The sequence below is a fragment of the Bosea sp. Tri-49 genome (genome assembly GCF_003952665.1).
GTDB lineage: Bacteria > Pseudomonadota > Alphaproteobacteria > Rhizobiales > Beijerinckiaceae > Allobosea.
Genome location: NZ_CP017946.1, coordinates 2,455,542 through 2,478,177, shown reverse-complemented (window position 1 = coordinate 2,478,177; position 22,636 = coordinate 2,455,542). Strand labels below are relative to the sequence as shown.

16 protein-coding genes are annotated in these 22,636 nt (G+C 65.3%); 5 read left to right on the top strand and 11 right to left on the bottom strand.

Annotated features, from left to right (window positions below):
* Window positions 1–133: 133 nt before the first annotated feature.
* The 3 genes from sucD to BLM15_RS12220 all read right to left on the bottom strand — a co-directional run bounded on the left by sucD (window position 134) and on the right by BLM15_RS12220 (window position 4,747).
* Window positions 134–1,063, bottom strand: a complete 930-nt coding sequence (sucD, locus tag BLM15_RS12230) for a succinate--CoA ligase subunit alpha (protein WP_126113015.1) — start codon at window positions 1,061–1,063, stop codon at window positions 134–136.
* A 125-nt stretch (window positions 1,064–1,188) separates the two neighbouring features.
* Window positions 1,189–2,385: an ADP-forming succinate--CoA ligase subunit beta gene (gene sucC / locus BLM15_RS12225; RefSeq protein WP_126113014.1), complete on the bottom strand. Its 1,197-nt coding sequence runs from the start codon at window positions 2,383–2,385 to the stop codon at window positions 1,189–1,191.
* Between the two features lie 187 nt (window positions 2,386–2,572).
* Window positions 2,573–4,747: an acetate--CoA ligase family protein gene (locus BLM15_RS12220; RefSeq protein ID WP_126113013.1), complete on the bottom strand. Its 2,175-nt coding sequence runs from the start codon at window positions 4,745–4,747 to the stop codon at window positions 2,573–2,575.
* Between the two features lie 293 nt (window positions 4,748–5,040).
* On the opposite strand from BLM15_RS12220, the gene BLM15_RS12215 reads away from it, so the two are divergent.
* Complete coding sequence (locus tag BLM15_RS12215) at window positions 5,041–6,762, top strand: NAD(P)H-dependent oxidoreductase subunit E (RefSeq protein WP_126113012.1); 1,722 nt, start codon at window positions 5,041–5,043, stop codon at window positions 6,760–6,762.
* Window positions 6,759–9,533, top strand: coding sequence for a formate dehydrogenase subunit alpha (fdhF, locus tag BLM15_RS12210; RefSeq protein WP_126113011.1), 2,775 nt, complete (start codon window positions 6,759–6,761; stop codon window positions 9,531–9,533). Before BLM15_RS12215 ends, fdhF begins: the two co-directional genes overlap by 4 nt.
* Before the next feature lie 230 nt (window positions 9,534–9,763).
* On the opposite strand, the gene BLM15_RS12205 is transcribed toward fdhF, so the two are convergent.
* The 3 genes from BLM15_RS12205 to BLM15_RS12195 form a co-directional block, all read right to left on the bottom strand.
* Entirely contained in the window at window positions 9,764–10,276 is a 513-nt protein-coding gene (locus BLM15_RS12205; protein ID WP_126113010.1) for a tripartite tricarboxylate transporter TctB family protein, read from the bottom strand.
* Between the two features lie 100 nt (window positions 10,277–10,376).
* Entirely contained in the window at window positions 10,377–11,396 is a 1,020-nt protein-coding gene (locus BLM15_RS12200) for a Bug family tripartite tricarboxylate transporter substrate binding protein (protein ID WP_126113009.1), read from the bottom strand.
* Window positions 11,397–11,483: 87 nt separating this feature from the next.
* Window positions 11,484–12,998 (bottom strand): tripartite tricarboxylate transporter permease, encoded by a 1,515-nt coding sequence (locus BLM15_RS12195; protein ID WP_126113008.1) that lies wholly within the window; start codon window positions 12,996–12,998, stop codon window positions 11,484–11,486.
* 266 nt (window positions 12,999–13,264) lie between these two features.
* Between BLM15_RS12195 and BLM15_RS12190 the strand changes: the two genes are divergently transcribed.
* The 3 genes from BLM15_RS12190 (at window position 13,265) to frc (ending at window position 17,035) form a co-directional block, all read left to right on the top strand.
* Window positions 13,265–13,951 carry a GntR family transcriptional regulator gene (locus tag BLM15_RS12190; RefSeq protein WP_126113007.1) on the top strand — a complete coding sequence of 229 codons (687 nt, stop codon included), beginning with the start codon at window positions 13,265–13,267 and terminating at the stop codon, window positions 13,949–13,951.
* 62 nt (window positions 13,952–14,013) lie between these two features.
* A complete protein-coding gene (gene oxc / locus BLM15_RS12185; RefSeq protein WP_126113006.1) occupies window positions 14,014–15,750 on the top strand; it encodes an oxalyl-CoA decarboxylase in 1,737 nt (578 codons plus the stop codon).
* Window positions 15,751–15,763: 13 nt separating this feature from the next.
* Window positions 15,764–17,035 carry a formyl-CoA transferase gene (gene frc / locus BLM15_RS12180; RefSeq protein WP_126113005.1) on the top strand — a complete coding sequence of 424 codons (1,272 nt, stop codon included), beginning with the start codon at window positions 15,764–15,766 and terminating at the stop codon, window positions 17,033–17,035.
* A 113-nt stretch (window positions 17,036–17,148) separates the two neighbouring features.
* On the opposite strand, the gene BLM15_RS12175 is transcribed toward frc, so the two are convergent.
* From BLM15_RS12175 to BLM15_RS12155, 5 genes are all read right to left on the bottom strand, one after another.
* Window positions 17,149–17,622, bottom strand: a complete 474-nt coding sequence (locus BLM15_RS12175) for a MarR family winged helix-turn-helix transcriptional regulator (protein WP_126113004.1) — start codon at window positions 17,620–17,622, stop codon at window positions 17,149–17,151.
* Window positions 17,623–17,834: 212 nt separating this feature from the next.
* Window positions 17,835–18,677 (bottom strand): transglutaminase-like domain-containing protein, encoded by an 843-nt coding sequence (locus tag BLM15_RS12170; RefSeq protein WP_126113003.1) that lies wholly within the window; start codon window positions 18,675–18,677, stop codon window positions 17,835–17,837.
* Window positions 18,674–20,455, bottom strand: coding sequence for a tetratricopeptide repeat protein (locus BLM15_RS12165; RefSeq protein WP_126113002.1), 1,782 nt, complete (start codon window positions 20,453–20,455; stop codon window positions 18,674–18,676). Before BLM15_RS12165 ends, BLM15_RS12170 begins: the two co-directional genes overlap by 4 nt.
* Window positions 20,452–21,117 (bottom strand): DUF3540 domain-containing protein, encoded by a 666-nt coding sequence (locus BLM15_RS12160; protein ID WP_126113001.1) that lies wholly within the window; start codon window positions 21,115–21,117, stop codon window positions 20,452–20,454. The genes BLM15_RS12165 and BLM15_RS12160 overlap by 4 nt, the downstream gene beginning before the upstream one ends.
* The gene (locus BLM15_RS12155) at window positions 21,114–22,607 is read right to left on the bottom strand and encodes a DUF3540 domain-containing protein (RefSeq protein WP_126113000.1); all 1,494 of its coding nucleotides are present in this window, start codon (window positions 22,605–22,607) and stop codon (window positions 21,114–21,116) included. The genes BLM15_RS12160 and BLM15_RS12155 overlap by 4 nt, the downstream gene beginning before the upstream one ends.
* Window positions 22,608–22,636: the final 29 nt, after the last annotated feature.

Genomic DNA, 22,636 nt, shown 5'->3' with positions numbered 1-22,636 from the left:
ATCCCGCACAACGGTTCAAAAAAGAAGCCCCGCGACCAGCTTGTCGCGGGGCTATCAGGGAGGAGGTCGGATCTGCCGGTCGTCGCGAGAACATGCCGGCTCGATGTGGTTGGACTTGCGCCAGCGGGGATGGTCAGAAGGACCACTCGATCTCGGCGCAGCGCTTCTGGACGCCGACTTCACCGTTGAGCAGCTCCATCAGCGTCTTTCCGAGGCGAGCCGGCGACGGCGAGACCCGGATACCGGCCGCTTCCATCGCCGCGATCTTGTCTTCGGCGCCGCCCTTGCCGCCGGAGATGATCGCGCCGGCATGGCCCATGCGGCGGCCGGGAGGGGCCGTGCGGCCGGCGATGAAGCCGACCATAGGCTTGGCTCGCCCGCGCTTGGCCTCATCCCTGATGAATTGCGCCGCATCCTCTTCGGCCGCGCCGCCGATCTCGCCGATCATCACGATCGACTCGGTTGCGGGGTCGGCCAGGAACAGCTCGAGCATGTCGATGAACTCGGTGCCTTTGACCGGGTCGCCGCCGATTCCGACAGCCGTGGTCTGGCCCAGCCCTTCGCAGCTGGTCTGGAATACTGCCTCATAGGTCAGCGTGCCCGAGCGCGAGACGATACCGACCGAGCCCCGCTTGAAGATGTTGGCCGGCATGATGCCGATCTTGCTCTCGCCGGCGGTGACGATACCGGGGCAGTTGGGGCCGATCAGCCGGGATTTCGAGCCGCTCAGCATGCGCTTGACCTTGACCATGTCCATCACCGGGATGCCCTCGGTGATGCAGACGATCAGAGGGACCTCGGCGTCGATCGCCTCGCAGATCGCGTCCGCTGCGCCCGGCGGCGGGACGTAGACGACTGAAGCGGTGGCGCCGGTCTTCTCCTTGGCCTCGGCGACAGTGTTGAACACGGGCAGATTGAGATGGCTCTGGCCACCCTTGCCGGGGGCGACGCCGCCGACCATGCGCGTGCCGTAGGCGATCGCCTGCTCGGAATGGAAGGTGCCGTTCTTGCCGGTGAAGCCCTGGCAGATAACCTTGGTGGTCTTGTCGATCAGGATGGACATGTTCGCTCCCCCTTGATCACGTTGCATTGGTGCGTTTCGTCCCAATGCAGAAGGCGTGATCGCTTTTTGGTTGTTTTGAGCATTTCCTCTGCGGGAAACCTGTTCCCGTGCTGTCACGCGGGTCCCTAGTTCTTGCGCACAGCAGCAACGATCTTCTGGGCGGCGTCGTCGAGGTCATCCGCCGGGATGACGTTGAGACCGGAGGAGCGGATTATCGTCTTTCCCTCCTCGACATTGGTGCCTTCGAGGCGCACCACCAGCGGGACTTCGAGGCCGACCGTCTTAACCGCCGCGATCACGCCGCGGGCGATGACATCGCACTTCATGATGCCGCCGAAGATGTTGACCAGGATGCCCTTCACGTTGGGATCGGCCGTTATGATCTTGAAGGCGGCGGTGACCTTCTCTTCGGAGGCGCCACCGCCGACGTCGAGGAAGTTCGCCGGGCTTTCGCCGTAGAGCTGAATGATGTCGAGCGTCGCCATGGCGAGGCCGGCGCCGTTGACCATGCAGCCGATCGTGCCGTCGAGCGCGATATAGGCAAGGTCATATTTCGACGCCTCGATCTCCTTAGCGTCTTCTTCGGTCTCGTCGCGCAGCTTGTAGACGTCTGGATGCCGGTAGAGCGCATTGTCGTCGAAGGAGATCTTGGCGTCGAGGCAGCGCAGCTTGCCGTCCTTGGTGACGATCAGCGGGTTGATCTCGAGCATCGCCATGTCCTTGGCGATAAAGGCCGCATAGAGCTTCGCCGTCAGACCCTCGGCCTGCTTGGCGAGGTCGCCGGTAAGATGCAGGGCCTCGGCGACGGTGCGGCCATGCAGCGGCATGATGCCGGTCGCGGGGTCGACCGAGAAGGTCTTGATCTTCTCGGGCGTGTCATGCGCGACATCCTCGATGTTCATGCCGCCTTCGGTCGAGACGACAAAGGCGATGCGCGAGGTCTCGCGATCGACCAGCATCGACAGATAGAACTCGCGGTCGATCGCCGAGCCGTCCTCGATATAGAGGCGGTTAACCTGCTTGCCGGCTGGACCGGTCTGGACGGTGACCAGCGTGTGGCCGAGCATCTGCTGGACGAAGGCTTTCGCCTCATCCACCGATTTCGCCAGGCGCACCCCGCCCTTCTCGCCGGCCTCGGGTTCCTTGAAGGTGCCCTTGCCGCGGCCGCCGGCATGGATCTGCGACTTGACCACCCAGACCGGGCCGCGCAGCTGCTTCGCCGCGGCTTCGGCATCCTCTGCCGTCAGTATGGGAAACCCGTCCGGGACGGGCACCCCGAATTCCCTGAGCAACCCCTTCGCCTGATATTCATGGATGTTCATCGCGATCTCTCTCGGATTTCGGGGAGAGCGACCGGGCCTTTCCGCGGCGCCGGCCATTCGGAACAGAAGCCTTGAATGATTTGTATGGGGCCGCTCCCATCCTGCCGGAGGGAGCGGCGGTCACGCGATGCGTGCAGCCGGCGACGCTGGACGGAGTCCGGGCGTCGGCGGAGTCGTGGTCTATCGCTCAGCCCTTGATCAGGCCGGCGGCGCGCGCCCATTTGTACTTGGCGCCGAGCACCTCGACCGGCGTCTCCGTGGTGTACGGATAGGCCACGATACCGTGGTCGTAGAGCTTCTCGCAGGCCTTCTCGACCTCGACGTCACCGACCAGCGATGCGACGATCGGCTTGTCGATGCCCTTGGCGCGGGCCTCGGTGACGACCTCGATCATCTTGTCGGCGAAGACCAGCGGCGGGGTCACGATCGTGTGCCAGTAGCCGAGGATGAGTGCGTGGATGCGCTCGTCGTTGAGGCCGAGGCGGACCGTGTTCTGGTAGGTCAGCGGCGGCTCGCCGCCGGTGATGTCGACCGGGTTGCCGGCCGCGCCGAAGGGCGGGATGAACTTGCGGAAGGCTGCGTCGAGATCATCCGGCATCTTCATCAGCGTCAGGCCGTTGTCGAAGCAGGCGTCCGAGAGCAGAACGCCGGATCCGCCGGCGCCAGTGATGATCAGGACATTCTCGCCCTTCGGCGCCGGCAGGACCTGCACACCGCGGGCATACTCGAGCATGCCGCGCAGCGAGGGCGCGCGGATGACGCCAGAGGCCTTGAGGATGTCGTCATAGATCTTGTCGTTGCCGGCGAGCGCGCCGGTATGGGAGGCAGCTGCCTTGGCGCCATAGGCGGTGCGGCCGGCCTTGAGCACGATCACCGGCTTCTTCTTCGAGACGCGCTGTGCGACTTCGGAGAAGGCGCGGCCATCCTTCAGGTCCTCGCAGTGCATCGCGATCACCGAGGTGTTCGGATCCTGCTCGAAGAAGGTCAGCAGATCATCCTCGTCGAGGTCCGACTTGTTGCCGAGGCCGACGATCGAGGAGACGCCCATCTTGGTTGAGCGGGCAAAGCCGATGATCGACATGCCGACGCCGCCGGACTGTGAGGACAGGGCCGCCTTGCCCTTGACGTCGAAGGCCGTGCAGAAGGTCGCGCAGAGGTTCTCCGGTGTATAGTAGAAGCCGTAGATGTTCGGTCCCATGATCCGGACATTGTGCTTGCGGGCGGTCGCCAGCAGCTCTTCCTGCAGCTCCGGCTCGCCCGATTCGGCGAAGCCCGACGGGATCATCACCGCGCCGGGAACGCCCTTGCGGCCGACCTCGTCCATGGCGCCGTTGCAGAGCTTTGCCGGCACGGCGAAGACCGCGACATCGACCACGCCGTCATAGTCGAGGATCGACTTATAGGCCTTGACGCCCTCGATCGTGTCGGCCTTCGGGTGCACGGGAACGATCGTGCCCTTGTAGCCGCCATTGATCAGGTTCTTCATCACCGAATTGCCGATCTTGCCGGCCTCGTTCGAGGCGCCGATCACCGCCACGGCCTTCGGATGGAAGATGCGGTTCATCGCCGTGACGATGGCATCCTGGTCGGGGCGGAAGCGCTCCTTGCGCGCCTCGAAATTGCAGACGATGCGGGCATCGACCGCGGTCGCGCCGGATTTCGTCGCGAAGACGGGGTTGAGGTCGAGCTCCTCGATCTCCGGGAAGTCGTCGAGCAGCGCCGAGACCTGGACGAGGATCGCGGCGAGCGCGCCACGGTCGACGGCTTCGCTACCGCGCACACCGTCGAGCATCTCCTGGGCCTTGATCGAGCCGATCATCTCGAGCGCCTGCGCCTCATTCACCGGCGCGAGGCGGAAGGTCAGGTCCTTCAGCACCTCGACGAGGATGCCGCCGAGACCGAATGCCACGAGCTTGCCGAAGGAGGGATCGGTGATCGCGCCGACCAGCGTCTCGGTCGCGCCCGTAGGCAGCATCTGCTGGACCTGAATGCCCTCGATCTTGGCGTCGGCCTTGTATTTGCGGGCATTGGCCAGGATCGTGTCATGAGCGGCGCGGGCCTCGGCATCGCTCTTGACGCCGACGATCACGCCCCCGGCATCGGTCTTGTGCAGGATGTCGGCGGATACGATCTTCATGACGACGGGATAGCCCATGCCGCCAGCGAGCCTGGCGGCCTCGTCGGCCGATTTGGCGAGGCCTTCCTTGGGCAGCGGGATGTCGTAGGCGTCGCAGACCAGCTTGGCCTCCGGGGCCGTTAGGCTGGTGCGGCCGTCGGCCTTGACGCCATCCAGGACCTTGCGGACCGTCGCCTGATCGACGGCTGTTTCGCGCGGCTTAATCTTGAGGGCTGCCTGGGTCATGATGCATTTCCTCCCGTGGAATTTTCTTTTGCTGAAGCCATCGTCGGGCCGCCCGCATATTTCGGATCGTTGCCCGGTCGGGTTCTTGTTTGGTATTTGGCATGCCAATCGGCGTGGCTGTCAAGAGGGGAATGTCAGGTCATCGAGCGCAATCGTCATGATCTGGCATTATGCATGCCAGAGGTTGGCACCTTAGAATCTTTCGGATAACCTCTGGTTATCGCCGCAAGTGCCGGGATAACGGCACAGGGCAGACGGGACGAAGGTTCCGGAGAGGGAGGACGCTTCGGCCGATGAGCGGGCAGCACGACCAGCACAACCACAATGTCCACGCCTTCGAGCATCCGGGCCTTGGCCGGAAGCGCGCCAGATCGACGCCGAAGGGGCGGCAGGTCGAGCCTCGCGCGCTGGAGGAGATCGGGCAGTTGCTCGGCGAGCGCCCGCGCCGGCGTGACCTCCTGATCGAGCATCTTCATCTGATCCAGGACCGCTATCACCAGATCTCGGCGGCCCATCTGGCGGCGCTCGCCGAGGAGATGCGGCTATCCTTCGCGGAGGTCTTCGAGACCGCCACCTTCTACGCCCATTTCGACATCGTGAAGGAAGGCGAGCCCGAGATTCCGCCGCTGACGGTGCGGGTCTGCGACAGCCTAACCTGCGCAATGTTCCACTCGGAGGAACTGCTCGCGACCCTGCAGGACTCGGTCGGCCCTGGCGTGCGCGTGGTGCGGGCGCCCTGCGTCGGCTTGTGTGATCACGCGCCGGCGATCGAGGTCGGCCATAACTTCCTGCACGAGGCCACGGCGGAGACGGTGCTGGCCGCGATCGAGGCCAAGGATACTCATCCGCACATGGATGCGTATGTCGACTGCGACGCCTATGTCGCGGGTGGCGGCTATGCGCTGCTGAACAACCTGCGCTCGGGCGAGCGCAGCATCGAATCGATCCTGACAGTGCTCGACGATTCCGGCCTGCGCGGCCTCGGTGGCGCCGGCTTCCCGACGGGCCGCAAATGGCGGGCGGTGCGCGGCGAGCCGGGTCCGCGGCTGATGGCGGTGAATGGCGACGAGGGCGAGCCCGGCACCTTCAAGGATCGCCTCTATCTCCAGACCGATCCGCACCGCTTCCTCGAAGGCACGCTGATCGGCGCCCATATCGTCGAAGCGGACGAGGTCTATATCTATATCCGAGACGAATACCCGGTGGCGCGCGCGATCCTGGAACGCGAGATCGCCAGGCTGCCGGCGGGCGGGCCAGCGATCCATCTGCGGCGCGGGGCAGGGGCCTATATCTGCGGGGAGGAGTCCTCGCTGCTGGAAAGCATCGAGGGCAAGCGCGGGCTGCCGCGGCACAAGCCGCCCTATCCCTTCCAGGTCGGCCTCTTCGGCCAGCCGACGCTGATCAACAATGTCGAGACGCTGTACTGGATCCGCGACATCGTCGAGAAGGGCAATGGCTGGTGGAACTCGCATGGCCGCAATGGTCGCACCGGCCTGCGCAGCTATTCGGTCTCGGGCCGGGTCAGGGAACCCGGCGTCAAGCTCGCCCCGGCCGGCGTCACCATCCGCGAGCTGATCGAGGAATTCTGCGGCGGGATGCAAGACGGCCACCGTTTCCGCGCCTATCTGCCGGGCGGCGCCTCCGGCGGCATCCTGCCCGCCTCGATGGACGATATCCCGCTCGATTTCGGCACGCTCGAGAAGCATGGCTGCTTCATTGGCTCGGCCGCCGTGGTGGTACTCTCCGAGCAGGATGACATGCGCGCCGCCGCGCTCAACCTGATGCGCTTCTTCGAGGATGAGAGCTGCGGGCAGTGCACGCCCTGCCGCGCCGGCACGCAGAAGGCGGTGATGCTGATGCAGCGCCCGATCTGGAACCAGGAGCTGCTCGGCGAGCTGTCGCAGGCGATGCGCGACGCGTCGATTTGCGGGCTCGGCCAGGCGGCCTCGAACCCGCTGACCTGCGTGATGCGTTATTTCCCCGAGGAATTCATGACGAGGGATGCCGCAGAATGACCCAGGGCATCAGCTTCGAACTGAATGGCGAGCGCGTCGAAGCCGCCTATGGCGAGACGATCTGGCAGGTGGCGCAGCGTCTCGGTACCGCGATTCCGCATCTGTGCTACTCGCCGGAGCCCGATTACCGGGCCGACGGCAATTGCCGCGCCTGCATGGTCGAGATCGAGGGCGAGCGCGTCCTCGCCGCGTCCTGCATGCGCAAGCCGACCGTCGGCATGAAGGTCCATACCGGGACCGAGCGGGCCGAGAAGGCCCGCAAGATGGTGATGGAACTGCTCGTGGCCGACCAGCCGGCACGAGCGACCTCCCATGATCCGACCTCGAAATTCTGGAGCTGGGCGGACAAGACCGGCGTCACCGAGAGCCGCTTCCCGGCGGCCCTGCGCTGGAGCTCGGATGTCAGCCACACTGCGATGAGCGTCAATCTCGACGCCTGCATCCAGTGCGGCCTGTGCGTGCGGGCCTGCCGCGAGGTCCAGGTCAATGACGTGATCGGCATGGCTTATCGCAGCGCCGACACCAAGATCGTCTTCGATTTCGACGACCCGATGGGCCAGTCGACCTGCGTCGCCTGCGGTGAGTGCGTGCAGGCCTGCCCGACCGGGGCGCTGATGCCCTCGGCCTTCCTCGACGCGAACCAGACCCGCACCGTCTGGGCTGACAAGAAGGTCGATTCGCTCTGTCCCTATTGCGGTGTCGGCTGCCAGGTCACCTACAACGTCAAGAATGAGGCGATCGTCTATGCGGAGGGGCGCGACGGACCGGCCAACCATAACCGGCTCTGCGTCAAGGGCCGTTTCGGCTTCGACTACATCCATCACCCGCACCGGCTGACCAAGCCGCTGGTGCGCCTGCCGAACATGCCCAAGGACGCCCGCGACCAGGTCGATCCCGCCAATCCCTGGACGCACTTCCGCGAGGCGTCCTGGGAGGAGGCGCTCGATCTCGCGGCAAACGGGCTGAACCGCGTCCGCGACGAGAAGGGCCGCAAGGCGCTCGCCGGCTTCGGCTCGGCCAAGGGCTCGAACGAGGAGGCCTATCTCTTCCAGAAGCTGGTGCGCACCGGCTTCGGCTCCAACAATGTCGACCACTGCACCAGGCTCTGCCACGCCTCCTCGGTGGCGGCGCTGATGGAGGGCGTCAATTCCGGTGCGGTCACGGCGCCGTTCGCGGCCGCGCTCGACGCCGAAGTCATCATCGTCATCGGCGCCAACCCGACCGTGAACCACCCGGTCGCCGCGACCTTCCTCAAGAACGCCGCCAAGAAGGGCGCCAAGCTCGTCATCATGGACCCGCGCGGGCAGGCGCTCTCGCGCCATGCCTGGAAGCACCTCGCCTTCAAGCCGGGCAGCGACGTCGCCATGCTGAACGCGCTGCTGCACACCATCATCACCGAAGGCCTGACCGACGAGCAGTACATCGCCGGCTACACGGAGGGCTATGAGCGGCTGAAGGAAAGCATCCAGGCCTTCCCGCCGGAAAAGATGGCGGCGGTCTGCGGCATTCCGGCCGAGGAGCTGAAGGAGGTCGCGCGCGCCTATGCCCGCTCGCGTGCCTCGATCATCTTCTGGGGCATGGGCATCAGCCAGCACATCCACGGCACCGACAATGCCCGCTGCCTGATCGCGCTCGCGATGGTGACCGGCCAGATAGGCCGGCCCGGCACCGGCCTGCATCCCCTGCGCGGCCAGAACAACGTCCAGGGCGCCTCCGATGCCGGCCTGATCCCGATGGTCTATCCGGACTACCAGTCGGTCGAGAAGGCCGAGGTCCGCTCGATCTTCGAGGAGCTCTGGGGTCAATCGCTCGATCCGAAGCGGGGCCTGACCGTCGTCGAGATCATGAACGCGATCCATGCCGGCGAGATCAATGGCATGTATATCGAGGGCGAGAATCCGGCGATGTCGGACCCGGACCTCAATCATGCCCGCGGCGCGCTGGCGATGCTCGACCATCTCGTCGTGCAGGACCTGTTCCTGACCGAGACCGCCTTCCACGCCGATGTCGTGCTGCCGGCCTCAGCCTTCGCCGAGAAGGTCGGCACCTTCACCAATACCGACCGGCGCGTCCAGATGGCCCGCCAGGTCGTGCGCCCGCCGGGCGAGGCCCGGCAGGACTGGTGGATCATCCAGGAGGTCGCCCGGCGGATGGGCTGCGACTGGCGCTATGGTGGCCCGGCCGATGTCTTCGGCGAGATGGCGAAGGTCATGCCGTCCTTCCGCAACATCACCTGGGAGCGGCTGGAGCGGGAGGGGGCGGTGACCTATCCGGTCGATGGGCCGGACCAGCCCGGCAACGAGATCATCTTCGCGCAGGGATTTCCGACCGAGAGCGGGCGGGCCAAGATCGTCCCGGCCCATATCGTTCCGCCGGACGAACTGCCGGACGCCGAATATCCGATGGTGCTGTCGACCGGGCGCGTGCTCGAGCACTGGCATACCGGCTCGATGACGCGGCGTGCCGGCGTCCTCGATGATCTGGAGCCGGAAGCTGTGGCGCTGATGTCGCCGCGCGATCTCGGGCGCCTCGGCATCGCGCCCGGGGGCTTCGTCAGGCTGGAGACGCGCCGCGGCGCCGTCGCGGTGAAGGTGCGCTCGGATCGCGACGTGCCGCAGAACATGGTGTTCCTGCCGTTCTGCTATGCGGAGGCCGCGGCCAACCTTTTGACCAATCCGGCGCTCGACCCCTTCGGCAAGATCCCCGAGTTCAAGTTCTGCGCCGTAAGGGCACGCCCGGCCGAGGAAGCGCTGATCACCGCGGCGGAATGAAGCCCGGTGAGCCGCGCTCTGCGCAAGGTGTCATAGGGCAGGGCGGCCCTGCCGGGCGTTACCATCGGCATGGTGGACGCGTGGGGCCCGGTTCTGATCGGAAATCGACACTATCCGGGGACGGCCTATCGGACTGACCGGCAGGCCCGTCGGCCGAAAGCATCTCGTCGTCCGAAAAAAGATCAGGCGGGCCGGGCGGTGCGCCCGGCCCGCCTGTGCGGCGGCGAGGATCAGTAACCGAGGGCGGCTTCCAGCGGCCCCTTGGGCAGCGGCACCAGGAACCAGACCTCGAACATCAGGAAATTGACGATCGCGATGCCGAGTGAGACGGCCAGAGCCTGCCACACCGGAAACTTGCCGAAGAACACCATGAAGGCCCCGATATAGATCGCGGCCGAGACGTAAATGCCGATGTAGTTCGTCGCCAGCACGAAGAGGACGGCGGGAACGAAGATCGCCGCCATCCGCTTGATGCCAGGAATGGTCGTCGCGACCTTCTCGCCTTCCGGCGTGTGCGGCAGCGCCTGGGCCAGATTGACGAGGGAAGCGATGCCCATTGCGACGACGATGTAGAACGGGAACAGGCCGGGCTGCGGCCCCTCGTTCGGCTTCCAGGAGATGCCGAGGCGCAGGCTATCGGTTATCACGATCGCCGCGACGATCAGGAAGAAGATCGCGACCGCGATATCCAAAGTGCGATAGCTGACGAGTGGACGGCCTTCGGCTTCTTCGTTGCTGCTCATTGTCTTTGCTCCTGGCTGGGGCCGCTGCCGGCGCGTCAGCTCCGCGATGGTTGGCTGACCGGAGCGCGATCACTCGCGCCGCGCTCCGGTGCTGTCTGACTCACTGCGTTGCGAGGAAGCCGGCTTTCTTCATTAGGTCGGAATGCAGCGTCTCGGCGCTGACCAGCCATTTCTCGTAATCGGCGCCGGTCATCATGGTCTGGTTGAAGGCGCCCTTCTCCATGAATTCCTTCCAGTCCGGCGTCGCCATCACCTTCTTGAGCAGGTCGACATAGAAGTTCACCTGAGCCGGCGTCGCGTTCTTGGTGGTGAAGATGCCGCGCAGCATCTGGTATTCGACCGGCAGGCCCGATTCCTTGCAGGTCGGGATGTCGCTCCAGGCTTCCTTCTCGGTGACCTTGGCGGTGTAGGTCGAGCGCTGTGCATCGAAAATGCAGAGCGGGCGCAACTGCCCGGCACGCCATTGGCCGACGGCCTCGATCGGGTTGTTCACGGTCGAGTCGACATGGTTGCCGACGAGCTGGACCGCCACTTGTCCGCCGCCGGCATATGGCACGTAGGTGAATTTCTTGCCGCCGGTCTGCTGCTCGATCGCCGCCGTGACGATCTGGTCTTCCTGCTTCGAGCCGGTGCCGCCCATCTTGAACTGGCGGTCATCGCCGGCCTTCACCGCGTCGACATAGTCCTTGGCCGTCTTGTAGGGCTTCTCGCTGTTCACCCACAGGACGAACTGGTCGAGCGCCAGCATTGCGACCGGCTTCATGTCCTTCCAGTTGAACGGCGAGCCGGTGCCGAGCGGCGTTGTGAACAGGTTCGACAGCGTGATTGTGATCTTGTGCGGGTCGCTGGCGCTGGCCTTCATCTCCAGGAAGCCTTCGGCACCCGCGCCGCCGGCCTTGTTGATCACGATGAGCGGCTGCTTCATCAGGTTGTGCTTCTGGACGACGCCCTGGATGAAGCGCGCCATCTGGTCGGCGCCACCGCCGGTGCCCGCCGGGATGACCAGCGTCACGGGCTTGGTCGGTTCCCAGCTCTGCGCCCAGGTGGGCGAGGTCAGGCAGGCGCTCGCAGCCAGCGCTGCCGCAATTGTCTTGGCCTTCGACACTTCCCTTCGGATCATCACGCTTCCTCCCATTATAGGCGGCTTTGTTGCCGCGTTGGTAAAGTCATGAAGGCGAATATGTTGCGGGAACCATGTCGGGCGGCGTCAGGCCGCGCGGGTGATCGCGCCGTTGCTTGAAAGTTTGACGCGCAGCGCCTGCAGCATTGGCCAGAAGGCCATCACCAGGCCGAGTGTCATGATGCCGCCGCACAGCCAGTTCGACCAGAACACGCCGACATTGCCCTGCGAGACCAGCATGGCCTGGCGGAAGGAGCTTTCCGCCTGGTCGCCGAGCACCAGCGCCAGCACGAGTGGCGGCAGCGGGTAACGCAGCTTGTTGAACAGATAGCCGAGCACGCCGAAGACCAGCATCATCCAGACGTCGAACATCGCGTTGTTCACGGTGTAGGCACCGATGGCGCAGACGAAGACGATCGCGGGCGCGATGATCGAGAAGGGCACGCGCAGGATCGCGGCGAAGAAGGGCACGCAGGTCAGCACCATGATCAGGCCGACGACGTTGCCGAGATACATCGAGGCGATCAGGCCCCAGACGAAGTCCTTTTGTTCAACAAAGAGCAGCGGGCCGGGCTGCAGGCCCCAGATCAGCAGGCCGCCGAGCAGCACTGCCGCGGTCGGCGAGCCCGGGATGCCGAGTGTCAGCATCGGCAGCAGCGCGGCGGTGCCGGCGGCGTGGGCGGCGGTCTCCGGCGCCACCACGCCTTCGAGCTCGCCCTTGCCGAAATTGTCGCCCCGCTTCGACAGGCGCTTGGCGATGCCATAGCCCATGAAGGAGGCCGGCGTCGCGCCGCCCGGCGTGATGCCCATCCAGCAGCCGACGATGCAGCTGCGGAGGAAGGTCAGCCACATCCTTGGCAGCTGCTTCCAGGTGCGGATGACCGCATCCATGCGCAGCTTGGCGGTGGCGCCATTGAACTTGAGACCGTCCTCCATCGAGCAGAGGATCTCGCCGATGCCGAACAGGCCGATGACCGCGACGAGAAACTTGAAGCCGTTCAGGAGCTCATCCTGTCCGAATGTCATCCGGAGCGTGCCCGTCACACCGTCCAGGCCGACGGAGGCCAGTGCGAAGCCGAGGCACATCGAGGCGACTGTCTTGAACGCCGAGCCCCGGCCCATGCCGATGAAGCTGGCGAAGGTGAGAAACTGCACCGCGAAGAACTCTGCGGGGCCGAATTTCAAGGCGAATTTCGCGACCACCGGCGCAAGGAAGGTGATCAGGCAGACGGCGAAGATGGCGCCGACGAAGGAGGCGGTGAAGGCGCCGACCAGCGCCTCGTCGGCCTTGCCGTTCTGGGCCATCGGATGCCCGTCGAAGGTCGTCGCCACCGACCAGGGCTCACCGGGAATGTTGAAGAGAATCGAGGTGATCGCGCCGCCGAACAGCGCCCCCCAGTAGATGCTGGTCAGCAGGATGATCGCCGAGGTCGGCGGCATGCTGAAGGTCAGAGGCAGAAGAATGGCGACACCGTTGGCACCACCAAGCCCCGGCAGGACGCCGATGACGACACCGAGCGTGATGCCGATCACCATGAGCATGATGTGGTAGGCGCTGAGAGCAACGGCGAATCCGCCGAACAGGGCGTTCAGTTCATCCATAGCGCTTCGTCCCCATAGACTGGCCTTGTTCAGGGACCGCGCAAATGACCAACGCAGAACCGACTGGCCTTGTTTGAGTTAGCCTAGGATGAAACTGCGTGGCATGCAATATGCCATATTTGGATGCGCTGCAGCATAATAATTGCTGGATTATGGCCGTTGCGCGGCTATTTCTTTCATTATATGGTATGCCAGAAACCACCGCTGTCGGAACGCATGGCGCGCTGGCGGCGTTTGGCTAAGGCAACACGGAAATCGACTTCGCAATGGTCAAGGCACAGCTTGAAATTCAGCCCATCGAGGAGGTGCAGAGCCTCAAGAGCCGCACCTATGAGGCGCTGAAGGCCGCGATCGGAACGATGAAGATCTATGACGCGGGCGCAGAGCTGCGGCTCGACGAGCGCGCGCTTTCGCTTCAATTCGGCGTCAGCCGGACGCCGTTGCGCGAGGCGCTCGCGCAGCTCGAGCAGGAAGGCCTGGTCAGGATCGCGCCGCGCCGCGGCATCTTCATCGTGCGCAAGACCAAGGCTGAGATTCTCGAGATGATCACCGTCTGGGCCGCGCTTGAAAGCATGGCCGCCCGGCTCGCCACCGAAGTCGCCTCCGATGCCGAGATCGCCAGGCTACACAGCCTCGTAGACACCTTCGACAGCGACGCGATCGAAGAGCATATGGGCGAGTATTCCGACGCCAATATCCGCTTTCACGCGGCGATCATCGCGCTTTCTGGCTGCAAGCTCATTGCCGAGATCACCAATGGTTTGTTCACGCATGTGCGTGCGATCCGCCAGCGCACGATTTTCGAGCGGGACCGGGCCCGCCGCTCCATCGTCGATCACAAGGAGATCGTCGAGGCGCTGGAAACGCGCAACGGCGAGCGCGCCGAGCGGCTCGTCCGCGAGCACACGCTCAAGCTGAGGCAACATGTCGAGCAGTTCGTCCAGCTCGACTGAGCGGGGCCAAGATCAACAACAAGAATAGCCAATAAGAAACAATCGACTAGGGAGAAAGCGGGATGTCCGCAGTCGTACAAAGCATCTCTTCTGCCGCGCCTGAAGCAGAGCGCGAGCTGACCGATGGCTTCAACCTCATCATCGATGCGTTGAAGCTCAACGGTCTCGACACGATCTATGGCGTGCCGGGTATCCCCATCACCGACTTCGGCCGCATGGCGCAGGCGGCGGGCATCCGCGTGCTCTCGTTCCGCCACGAGCAGAACGCCGGCTACGCCGCCTCGATTGCCGGTTTTCTCACGAAGAAGCCCGGCGTCTGCCTCACCGTTTCGGCGCCCGGCTTCCTCAACGGCCTGACCGCGCTCGCGCATGCGACCACGAACTGCTTTCCGATGATCCTGATCTCGGGCTCGTCGGAGCGCGAGATCGTCGATCTGCAGCAGGGCGATTACGAGGAGATGGACCAGCTCGCCGTCGCCAAGCCGCTCTGCAAGGCGGCGTTCCGCGTCCTGCACGCCCAGGACATCGGCATTGGCCTTGCGCGTGCGATCCGCGCCGCGGTCTCCGGCCGGCCCGGCGGCGTCTACCTCGATCTGCCGGCCAAACTGTTCGGCCAGGTGATGGACGCCGAGGCCGGGGCGAAGTCTCTGGTCAAGGTGATCGATGCCGCGCCGGCGCAGCTTCCGGCGCCGGACTCGATTCAGCGCGCGCTCGACGTGCTGAAGGGCGCCAAGCGCCCACTCATCATTCTCGGCAAGGGCGCAGCCTACGCTCAGGCCGATGACGCGATCCGCCAGTTCGTGGAAAAGAGCGGCGTTCCCTTCCTGCCGATGAGCATGGCCAAGGGCTTGCTGCCGGATCTACACCCACAATGCGCCGGCGCGGCGCGCTCGACGGTGTTGAAGGATTCCGACGTCGTCATGCTGATCGGCGCTCGCCTCAACTGGCTGCTCTCGCACGGCAAGGGCAAGAGCTGGGGCGACGCACCCAAGCAGTTCATCCAGATCGACATCGAGCCGAAGGAGATGGACTCCAACGTCGAGATCGTCGCGCCCGTGGTCGGCGACATCGGCTCCTGCGTTTCCGCGCTGCTCGCGGGCATGGGCGACGCATGGCCGGCACCGCCAGCGGACTGGACTGCGTCCGTCGCCAGGAAGCGCGATGAGAACGTCGCCAAGATGGCGCCACGCCTGATGAACAACAACGTGCCGATGGACTATCACGGCGCGCTCGGCGTGCTGCGCACGATCATCAAGGAGCGGCCGGACGCCATCCTCATCAATGAAGGCGCCAACACACTCGATCTCGCGCGCGGCGTCATCGACATGCATCAGCCGCGCAAGCGTCTCGACGTCGGCACCTGGGGCGTGATGGGCATCGGCATGGGCTATGCGATCGCCGCCGCTGTTGAGACCGGCAAGCCCGTGCTCGCCGTCGAAGGCGATTCGGCTTTCGGCTTCTCCGGAATGGAGGTCGAGACGATCTGCCGGTACAACCTGCCGGTCTGCATCGTGATCTTCAACAACAACGGCATCTATCGCGGCACCGACGTCAATGACGCCGGCGCCGACCCCGCCACGACCGTGTTCGTCAAGGACGCGCGCTACGACCGCATGATGGAGGCGTTCGGCGGCGTCGGCGTCAACGCGACTTCGCCCGACGAGCTGAAGCGCGCCGTCAACGCGGCGATGGACAGCGGCAAACCCACTTTGATCAACGCTGTGATCGATCCGACCGCCGGCAGCGAAAGCGGCCGCATCGGCAATCTGAATCCACAAAGCGCACTCAAGAAGAAATAAGGGAGGAGACAAAATGAAAGCGCTAGAAGGCGTCAAGATTCTCGATTTCACCCATGTGCAGTCGGGTCCGACCTGCACGCAGCTCCTCGCCTGGTTCGGCGCCGACGTGATCAAGATCGAGCGTCCGGGCACCGGCGACATCACGCGCGGCCAGCTCTGCGACGTGCCGGATGCGGACAGCCTCTATTTCACGATGCTGAACCACAACAAGCGCTCGATCACGCTCGACACCAAGAACCCCAAAGGCATGGAAGTGCTCTGGGAGATGGTGAAGATCTGCGACGTGCTGGTCGAAAACTTCGCCCCGGGCGTGCTCGATCGCATGGGCCTGACCTGGGAGAAGATCCACGCGACCAATCCGCGCCTGATCGTCGCCTCGGTCAAGGGCTTCGGCCCCGGTCCCTACGAGGATTGCAAAGTCTACGAGAACGTTGCGCAATGCGCCGGCGGTGCGGCCTCGACCACCGGCTTCCGCGACGGCCTGCCATTGGTCACGGGCGCTCAGATCGGCGATTCGGGAACCGGCCTGCACCTCGCGCTCGGCATCGTCACGGCGCTCTATCATCGCACCCATTCCGGCATCGGCCAGAAGGTCGATTGTGCGATGCAGGATGGCGTGCTCAATCTCTGCCGCGTCAAACTGCGCGACCAGCAACGCCTCGACCACGGCCCCTTGAAGGAATACAGCCAGTTCGGCGAAGGCTTGCCCTTCGGCGATGCCGTTCCCCGCGCTGGCAACGATTCCGGTGGTGGCCAACCTGGCCGCATCCTGAAGTGCAAGGGCTGGGAGACCGATCCCAACGCCTACATCTACTTCATCACCCAGGCCCCGGTCTGGGAGAAGATCTGCGACGTGATCGGCGAGCCGACCTGGAAGACCGACCCGAACTACGCCAAGCCGCCGGCGCGCCTGCCCAGGCTCAACGAGATCTTCGGGCGCATCGAGCAATGGACCATGTCCAAGACCAAGTTCGAAGCGATGGACATCCTCAATGAGTACGACATCCCCTGCGGGCCGATCCTGTCGATGAAGGAGATCGCCGAGGAGAAGTCGCTGCGTGACACCGGCACCGTGGTCGAGGTCGATCACCCAAAGCGCGGCAAGTACCTCTCGGTCGGCAATCCGATCAAGCTCTCCAACAGCCCCACCGTAGTCATGCGTTCGCCATTGCTCGGCGAGCACACCGATGAGGTGCTACGCGACGTGCTGAAGCTCGATGAGGGCCGCATCACGGCGATCATCGAATCGGGCGCCACCGGCGCGTTGGCGCAGGCGGCGGAGTAGTTTTCAAAGCTCCCATCGACCTCTTGGGGTGGCGCCTCGGCAGCGAGGCGCCACCCTTTTTAGTGTCAGGGTGGGTGCGCCTGATCGGCGCGGCCTCGAGCGGCGGGCAAAGCTCAATCGGGAGCAAGGGTGTCGAACGCGACGGCATAGGTCGCAAGGCCTCTCACTATCGCATCCATGGCCGGCTCGCCCAACTCCGAACGCATCTCGCGCTCGGCGATGTCGACGGCGTCACGAAAGGCCGCGAGCCAGATCAGTCCGGCCGGGGTGAAGGTCACGATGCGTGCACGCCGGTCGCTCAGATCGACGGCACGCGTGACCAGTCCGAGCGCGGCGCATTGGTCGACCAGCTCACCCATCGCCTGCTTGCTCATGGAGGCGCGTCGGGCGAGCTCCGTAAGCCGCGTCCCATCGACATCGAGATTGCGGGTCAAGCTCACATGCGCGATGCGGGTTTCTGCATGACCGCCATTGCTCATGAGCTCGAGGACACGCGCCTCGAAGCGGCGCACCGCATTGTTGAGAAGACGGCCGATATTGGCGTGCCGCCAAGCTGTCCCCGTGCTTTCGAGCTTAGCCTGTTCCATCTGCCCTGCTGTTCCTCGGACGGGGTCCGAAGATTCTCTTGGGCTAATCAGCGCCCCTGTCATGGGTTAAAGCGCAAAAGCCAGAGAGTATCCACCTCTCGCGGGGTTGAAGATGCAGCCGGCTCCGTGTCGCGCAAGGAGCTCGCCACATCCATCTGATGGGTGATCCGGCAACCATCTCGGCTTCTTTCCCGCAACCACCTTGAGTGCGACTAACCCTGCGCCGTGCGGTCACGACCGAAGTGAATGAGGCGCTCGCGAGAAGCATGATCTTGGACGATGTGTCGTTCGGCATGGGCAGAGACGATCAATCGTGCCTGATTGGCGCCCTTGAAGCAGCCCTGAACGACGGCAATATCTTGAAGCCGGCTGCCGAATGCCGTCGCGACAACCATGTTCGCCGCTCCGGATGTTGCGAGAAGGTCGAGTGGGCGCCATTGCATTCCGTCCCAGACCGCGATCCAGGCATGGCGTCGGACCGGGCGCGTATCTCCTGATGGGCCGGCGAGGCGGTAGCCGCCGACGAAGCGGGCCGGGACGCCTTGAGTGCGGACGATCTCGACTGCGAGACGCGTGATCGCTTCGCAGGAGCCTGTCCGTCGCTGCGCGATCTCCTGCAGGCTTTGCGGCTGGTGAAGCGGGGCGTCGCTGTAGCGCCAGGACTCGCGAAGATTGGCCAAGGCCTGTTGCCAGGGGATGGCGCTCGCAGCAACCGCCAGGTCTTCGACTGCAAGATCACTTGCGGTCGGAACGAGAGCGGGCAGGGGCTCATCAAGACCGATCAGGCGATCGAAGCTGGCATTGAGGCGCAGACGAGAGACCGGCCCGGCGAGCTTCAGCCTGTCGACCGCGACACCGTTCCCGTCGAGTTCGGCTGGCTCGAACCGGGCTTCCGGCTCGCAGGTGAGATAGATCGGGGCGAGCCGCGGTTCAGCGGCGAGCAGGGGTCGAGCCCGGAGTTCGAGATCGAGATGATACGCCGGTCGATCGAAGGCGTAGACGACATCGAGCGTCAGATGGACCCGCTCGGAGAGCGAGTGACTCCCTGTCGTCATGCTTCCGCTTCGGTGGCAAGACGCGTGCGGATGAGCCGTTCGAGTTCTGAGCCGGGCGAGGTCGCATTCGGCGATCCCGCCGGGTACGGCGTCAGCGACGGATAGAATCTCGCCCGCCCCGCCTCTTCCTGCCAGATCCAGTGTGGCGCGCGCGGCAGGAGCGCGATTCCGGGTTGGCCGAGCGCGCCGGCGAGATGCAGGGCGAGGCAATCCGGCGCCAACACCAGGTCGAGCGAGGCGATGGCGGCGGCGAGATCCTCTGGCCCGCCGATCCGGTGGCCGGCATCGATGACATCGGGTGCGCGGGCGAGCTCGTCCCGCGCCGCGCCGATCGCCAGGCTCACCACCGTGCCGAGCGGCTGGGCGGCAGCCAGGAGGTCCTCCAGCCCCATCCCGGGAATGCGGGCCGACCAGACGATGCCGATGCGCGGGCCGGGCAGTGCTGCGACCGCTTCCTGCCAGAGTCGGGCGCGGCCGGGCTCGACAGCGATATAGGGCGCCGGCATGGCGAGGGTGTGCGCATCGGCGCGCAGATGCGCCATCGCCTCGGCGAGAATGAGCGGCTGCGAGGCATCAGCGCTGCCGGCTTCCGAGAGGATCGGTGCTAGCGGCGCTAGCAGCGAATGCAGGGCCGACGGCGCCAGCAGCGGCAGCTCCCGGCCCGCTTGCTCGGTGAGCGCCGGCAGCAGGCGCAGCGCGAAGACGACTTCGCCGAGCGGCATGTCGGGCGGGACGAGCACCGCATCGATTGCCCGGCGTGGCTCCGGGAGCCCGCCATAGGCCTCCTCGAAGCGGCCGAGCGCGAACAGGCAGGCGTGCCGCAGCGGACGGGCCTCAGGGAGCTGCATTGCCGCGGCACGCTCGCTTGCCAGCAGCGCATCGCCGAAGCGCCCGGCGCCTGCCAGCGCCCGCGCTAGAGCCAGCAAGGCAGGGCCGCTCTGGGCTCCACTTTCGCGAGCCGCCGCAGCCAGCGATGCAACGGCCTGCCGGACCGTTGCAGCGTCCGCTGCGGTCAGCGCCTGCAGCTCCAGCGCGGGCAGGAAGCCAGGGGCAAGGGCCAACGCCCGCCGTAGGAGATCACCGGAACGGCCAGGATCGCGGGCGGCGAGGAGCCGCGCCAGGGTGACGATATGCGTCGGATCCGATGGCGCGCAGAGATAGGCGCGCTCGGCGCAATCGACCGCGGCCGCCTCATCTCCGAGCGAGACATGGGCTTCGGCGAGGTTGTGCCAGGCCTCGACACAGGCTTCGTCCAGGGCGACGGCTTCCTCGAAGCAGGCGATGGCGAACGGCCGGTCCGAGACGGCAAGCGCGCAGAGGCCGCGCAGCAGCCAGGCACGCGGCCGCTCGGGATCGCATTCCAGCGCATGCTGGGCCTCGCCGGCCGCATCCTCCGGGCGCCGTCGTGCCAGCAGAAGCTCGGCCCGGCGTTCCCTTACGCCCGCATGGTGAGGGGCGAGGCGGACCGCTTCGTCGAGGCAGGTTTCGGCGTCGCCGAGGCGATCGCATTCGGTGTGCAAGGCGGCGAGATTGGCGAGGATTTCGGGCTCGCCCGGCCGCAACCTGGCCGCGGTGCCGATCAGCTTTTCTGCCGCTGCCGTGTCACGGCGCAGCAAGGCGACGCCGCCGAGGCCGTTCAGCACCCAGGGATCGTCCGGCCGCGCCGCGAGCGCCTCGCGCAAGATCGCCTCGGCTTCGTCCGTCCGGCCTTCGGACAGGCGCTTCAGCCCGGCCCGCACCTTGGTCGCATGGCTGGTGGCGATGGCCGGCGCGCTCATCCGATCGTCACGCGCTTGGCGTCGAGGCGGATATCGTCGCGGGCCAGATGGGTCTCGACTGCGGCGCTGACCGTGGTGAGCTCGGTCTGAGAGAGATGCGTGCCGATGCGTTCGCTGTCGATGCCGGCGATCGCGGTATTCCGCTCTTGTGACGTCACCTCGATGCGCTGCGCTACGGTCGACTGGCGGCCGACGACGGTGGTCAGTGCGTCGCCGACCACGGATGCCAGCCGCGAGATTTGCGTCAGCACGTCGGCGACCAGATGGAAGCGCCGGCTGGTCACGGCCACTTCCGGTGCTTCGAGCCCGAGCCGGGCCGTGGCGCTGAGAGCGATGCTCGGCGCCGCGATGGCAAGGCTTGCGGCCCGATCCGGCAAGGAGAGGGTCGCGTCGCCGAGGCCGGCGCGGGTCAGGACGGCGAGGATGAAGACGCGTCGGCCGGATGCGACGACCAGCACCTCATCCTCGGCCTGCGGCTGGATCAGGCAGGAGATAGCGCGCGCGGCCTCGCGCGTCCCCGTCTCGTCCTGCACGAGGCAACGTTCGCCGGTGATCGCGAGCACGCGCGCGGAACTCAGCCTGTCCGCTGCCCCGAAAGGCGCGGAATTCGCGCCGGTTGAGGCTTCGGCCATCGTGTAGAGGCTGTGCAGGGATTGACTCATGACCTGAAAAAGAAGCCGGTTCCAACTTTGGTGGCCTTGTTATCGATGTCGACGGTGCCGCTCCTCGCGAGCACTGCATTGAAATAGGCGCTCATGTTGGCGTTCTTCAATTCCAGTCCGAAGGACTTGCCATCGACGCCGACCCATTTGAAATCCAAACCGGAGACATACTTCAAGTCCGAGCCGAGCACGACCTTGGTATCGGCGCCGATGACGTTCTTGAAGGCGACGCCGATGATGATGTTCATGTCGATCGCGAGATTGATCTTGAGATCGATCGCGGCGTTGAGACGGAATTCCGTGCCCAAAGCCAGCGTCAGCGTCGCAGCCATGGTCAGGTTGATGCGCGCGGCAAGGTTGGTCGAGATCTGGTCGCCGAGGAAATAGCTGACCGACACGCCGAGGAACTTCTTCTCCTCGTAGCCGCGAAACTCCGTGTATTTCTCGCCGTAGAACCACTCCTTGGCGGTGCCGTAGGTCTTCTTTTCGGAGGTGGAGTAGAGCCATTCCGAGAGCGGCCCCTTCGCCTCGTTCTTCACATAGCCATAGGCGAGCAGGGAGATGTTGGCCGGTGCGTCGGGCGTGCCGGCGGTGATCGAGACGCCGGAGAGCGCATTGACGGCAAAGACGCCGGCCGGTGCCGTGAACTTGATGTCACCGTCCGACACGTTGGTGGTCTGGCCCTTGACGATGTCGACGAGCATGCCGCCGCCGACGGAGAGGTTGACATCGGAATCGGTCTTGCCGAGGAAGCCGTCGCCGGAGGAGGTGGTCGTCTTGGCCTTGGTCGAGATGGTCAGCAGCTCCATCTGGCCGGCCTTGTTCTTCACGAACTTGTCGCCGCGCTTCAGATAGCCCTGCTTGACGCTACCATCGGCATTGGTCGCGTCGCTCGCTTTGGCCTCGTTGGCGGTCTCGGCCATGGTGACAAAGGGGTTCTTGCCGCTGAGCAGCGCGGTCAGCGACAGGTCCGGGCTCGGTTCGGTCTTGGTCGTGTTCGAAGCGGTGCTCTTCGACAGCGAGAGCTCGGGCATCATCGCGCCCTCCTCGCCCTCGACATAGGCGCCGAGGCGCAGATAGGTGCCGCTGCCGAATTCGTCGGGCTTCAGCGGTACGTCGATGCGGGTATAGGGCCGGCCGGCCGCGGCCTCGCCTTCGGTGACCGAGGCGTCCTCGTAATGCGGTACCGGCGGCAGCGGCTTCGCTTCGCCGTCGATCACGCCTTCCAGGCCATTCGGACGAACATGCTGTTCCGGATGCGCACTGCGACCGAGCACGGCGAGGACGTGCCATTCCTCACCGCCCGCCCAGGCAAGGACCTCGTCGCCAACATGGGGGGCGAGGGGGCAGGACAGGGCGACGCAGGCCGGAACCTCGCCGGTCTCGCTCCGGAGAAGCAGCCGGTCGCCGGTGCGGGCGACCACTGTCGCCGGGCGCAACGCCGGCATGGCGCCGGGGGGCGAGATCAGGGCGGTTGCGGCGGGCATCATCGGTGCTCTCCCGTGGGATCAGAAATGCG

What these genes read in the sequence shown, in the direction of transcription:
- sucD (WP_126113015.1), bottom strand. Translation starts at nt 1,063, where the DNA reads ATGTCCATCCTGATCGACAAGACCACCAAGGTTATCTGCCAGGGCTTC.
- sucC (WP_126113014.1), bottom strand. Translation starts at nt 2,385, where the DNA reads ATGAACATCCATGAATATCAGGCGAAGGGGTTGCTCAGGGAATTCGGG.
- BLM15_RS12220 (WP_126113013.1), bottom strand. Translation starts at nt 4,747, where the DNA reads ATGACCCAGGCAGCCCTCAAGATTAAGCCGCGCGAAACAGCCGTCGAT.
- BLM15_RS12215 (WP_126113012.1), top strand. Translation starts at nt 5,041, where the DNA reads ATGAGCGGGCAGCACGACCAGCACAACCACAATGTCCACGCCTTCGAG.
- fdhF (WP_126113011.1), top strand. Translation starts at nt 6,759, where the DNA reads ATGACCCAGGGCATCAGCTTCGAACTGAATGGCGAGCGCGTCGAAGCC.
- BLM15_RS12205 (WP_126113010.1), bottom strand. Translation starts at nt 10,276, where the DNA reads ATGAGCAGCAACGAAGAAGCCGAAGGCCGTCCACTCGTCAGCTATCGC.
- BLM15_RS12200 (WP_126113009.1), bottom strand. Translation starts at nt 11,396, where the DNA reads ATGATCCGAAGGGAAGTGTCGAAGGCCAAGACAATTGCGGCAGCGCTG.
- BLM15_RS12195 (WP_126113008.1), bottom strand. Translation starts at nt 12,998, where the DNA reads ATGGATGAACTGAACGCCCTGTTCGGCGGATTCGCCGTTGCTCTCAGC.
- BLM15_RS12190 (WP_126113007.1), top strand. Translation starts at nt 13,265, where the DNA reads ATGGTCAAGGCACAGCTTGAAATTCAGCCCATCGAGGAGGTGCAGAGC.
- oxc (WP_126113006.1), top strand. Translation starts at nt 14,014, where the DNA reads ATGTCCGCAGTCGTACAAAGCATCTCTTCTGCCGCGCCTGAAGCAGAG.
- frc (WP_126113005.1), top strand. Translation starts at nt 15,764, where the DNA reads ATGAAAGCGCTAGAAGGCGTCAAGATTCTCGATTTCACCCATGTGCAG.
- BLM15_RS12175 (WP_126113004.1), bottom strand. Translation starts at nt 17,622, where the DNA reads ATGGAACAGGCTAAGCTCGAAAGCACGGGGACAGCTTGGCGGCACGCC.
- BLM15_RS12170 (WP_126113003.1), bottom strand. Translation starts at nt 18,677, where the DNA reads ATGACGACAGGGAGTCACTCGCTCTCCGAGCGGGTCCATCTGACGCTC.
- BLM15_RS12165 (WP_126113002.1), bottom strand. Translation starts at nt 20,455, where the DNA reads ATGAGCGCGCCGGCCATCGCCACCAGCCATGCGACCAAGGTGCGGGCC.
- BLM15_RS12160 (WP_126113001.1), bottom strand. Translation starts at nt 21,117, where the DNA reads ATGAGTCAATCCCTGCACAGCCTCTACACGATGGCCGAAGCCTCAACC.
- BLM15_RS12155 (WP_126113000.1), bottom strand. Translation starts at nt 22,607, where the DNA reads ATGATGCCCGCCGCAACCGCCCTGATCTCGCCCCCCGGCGCCATGCCG.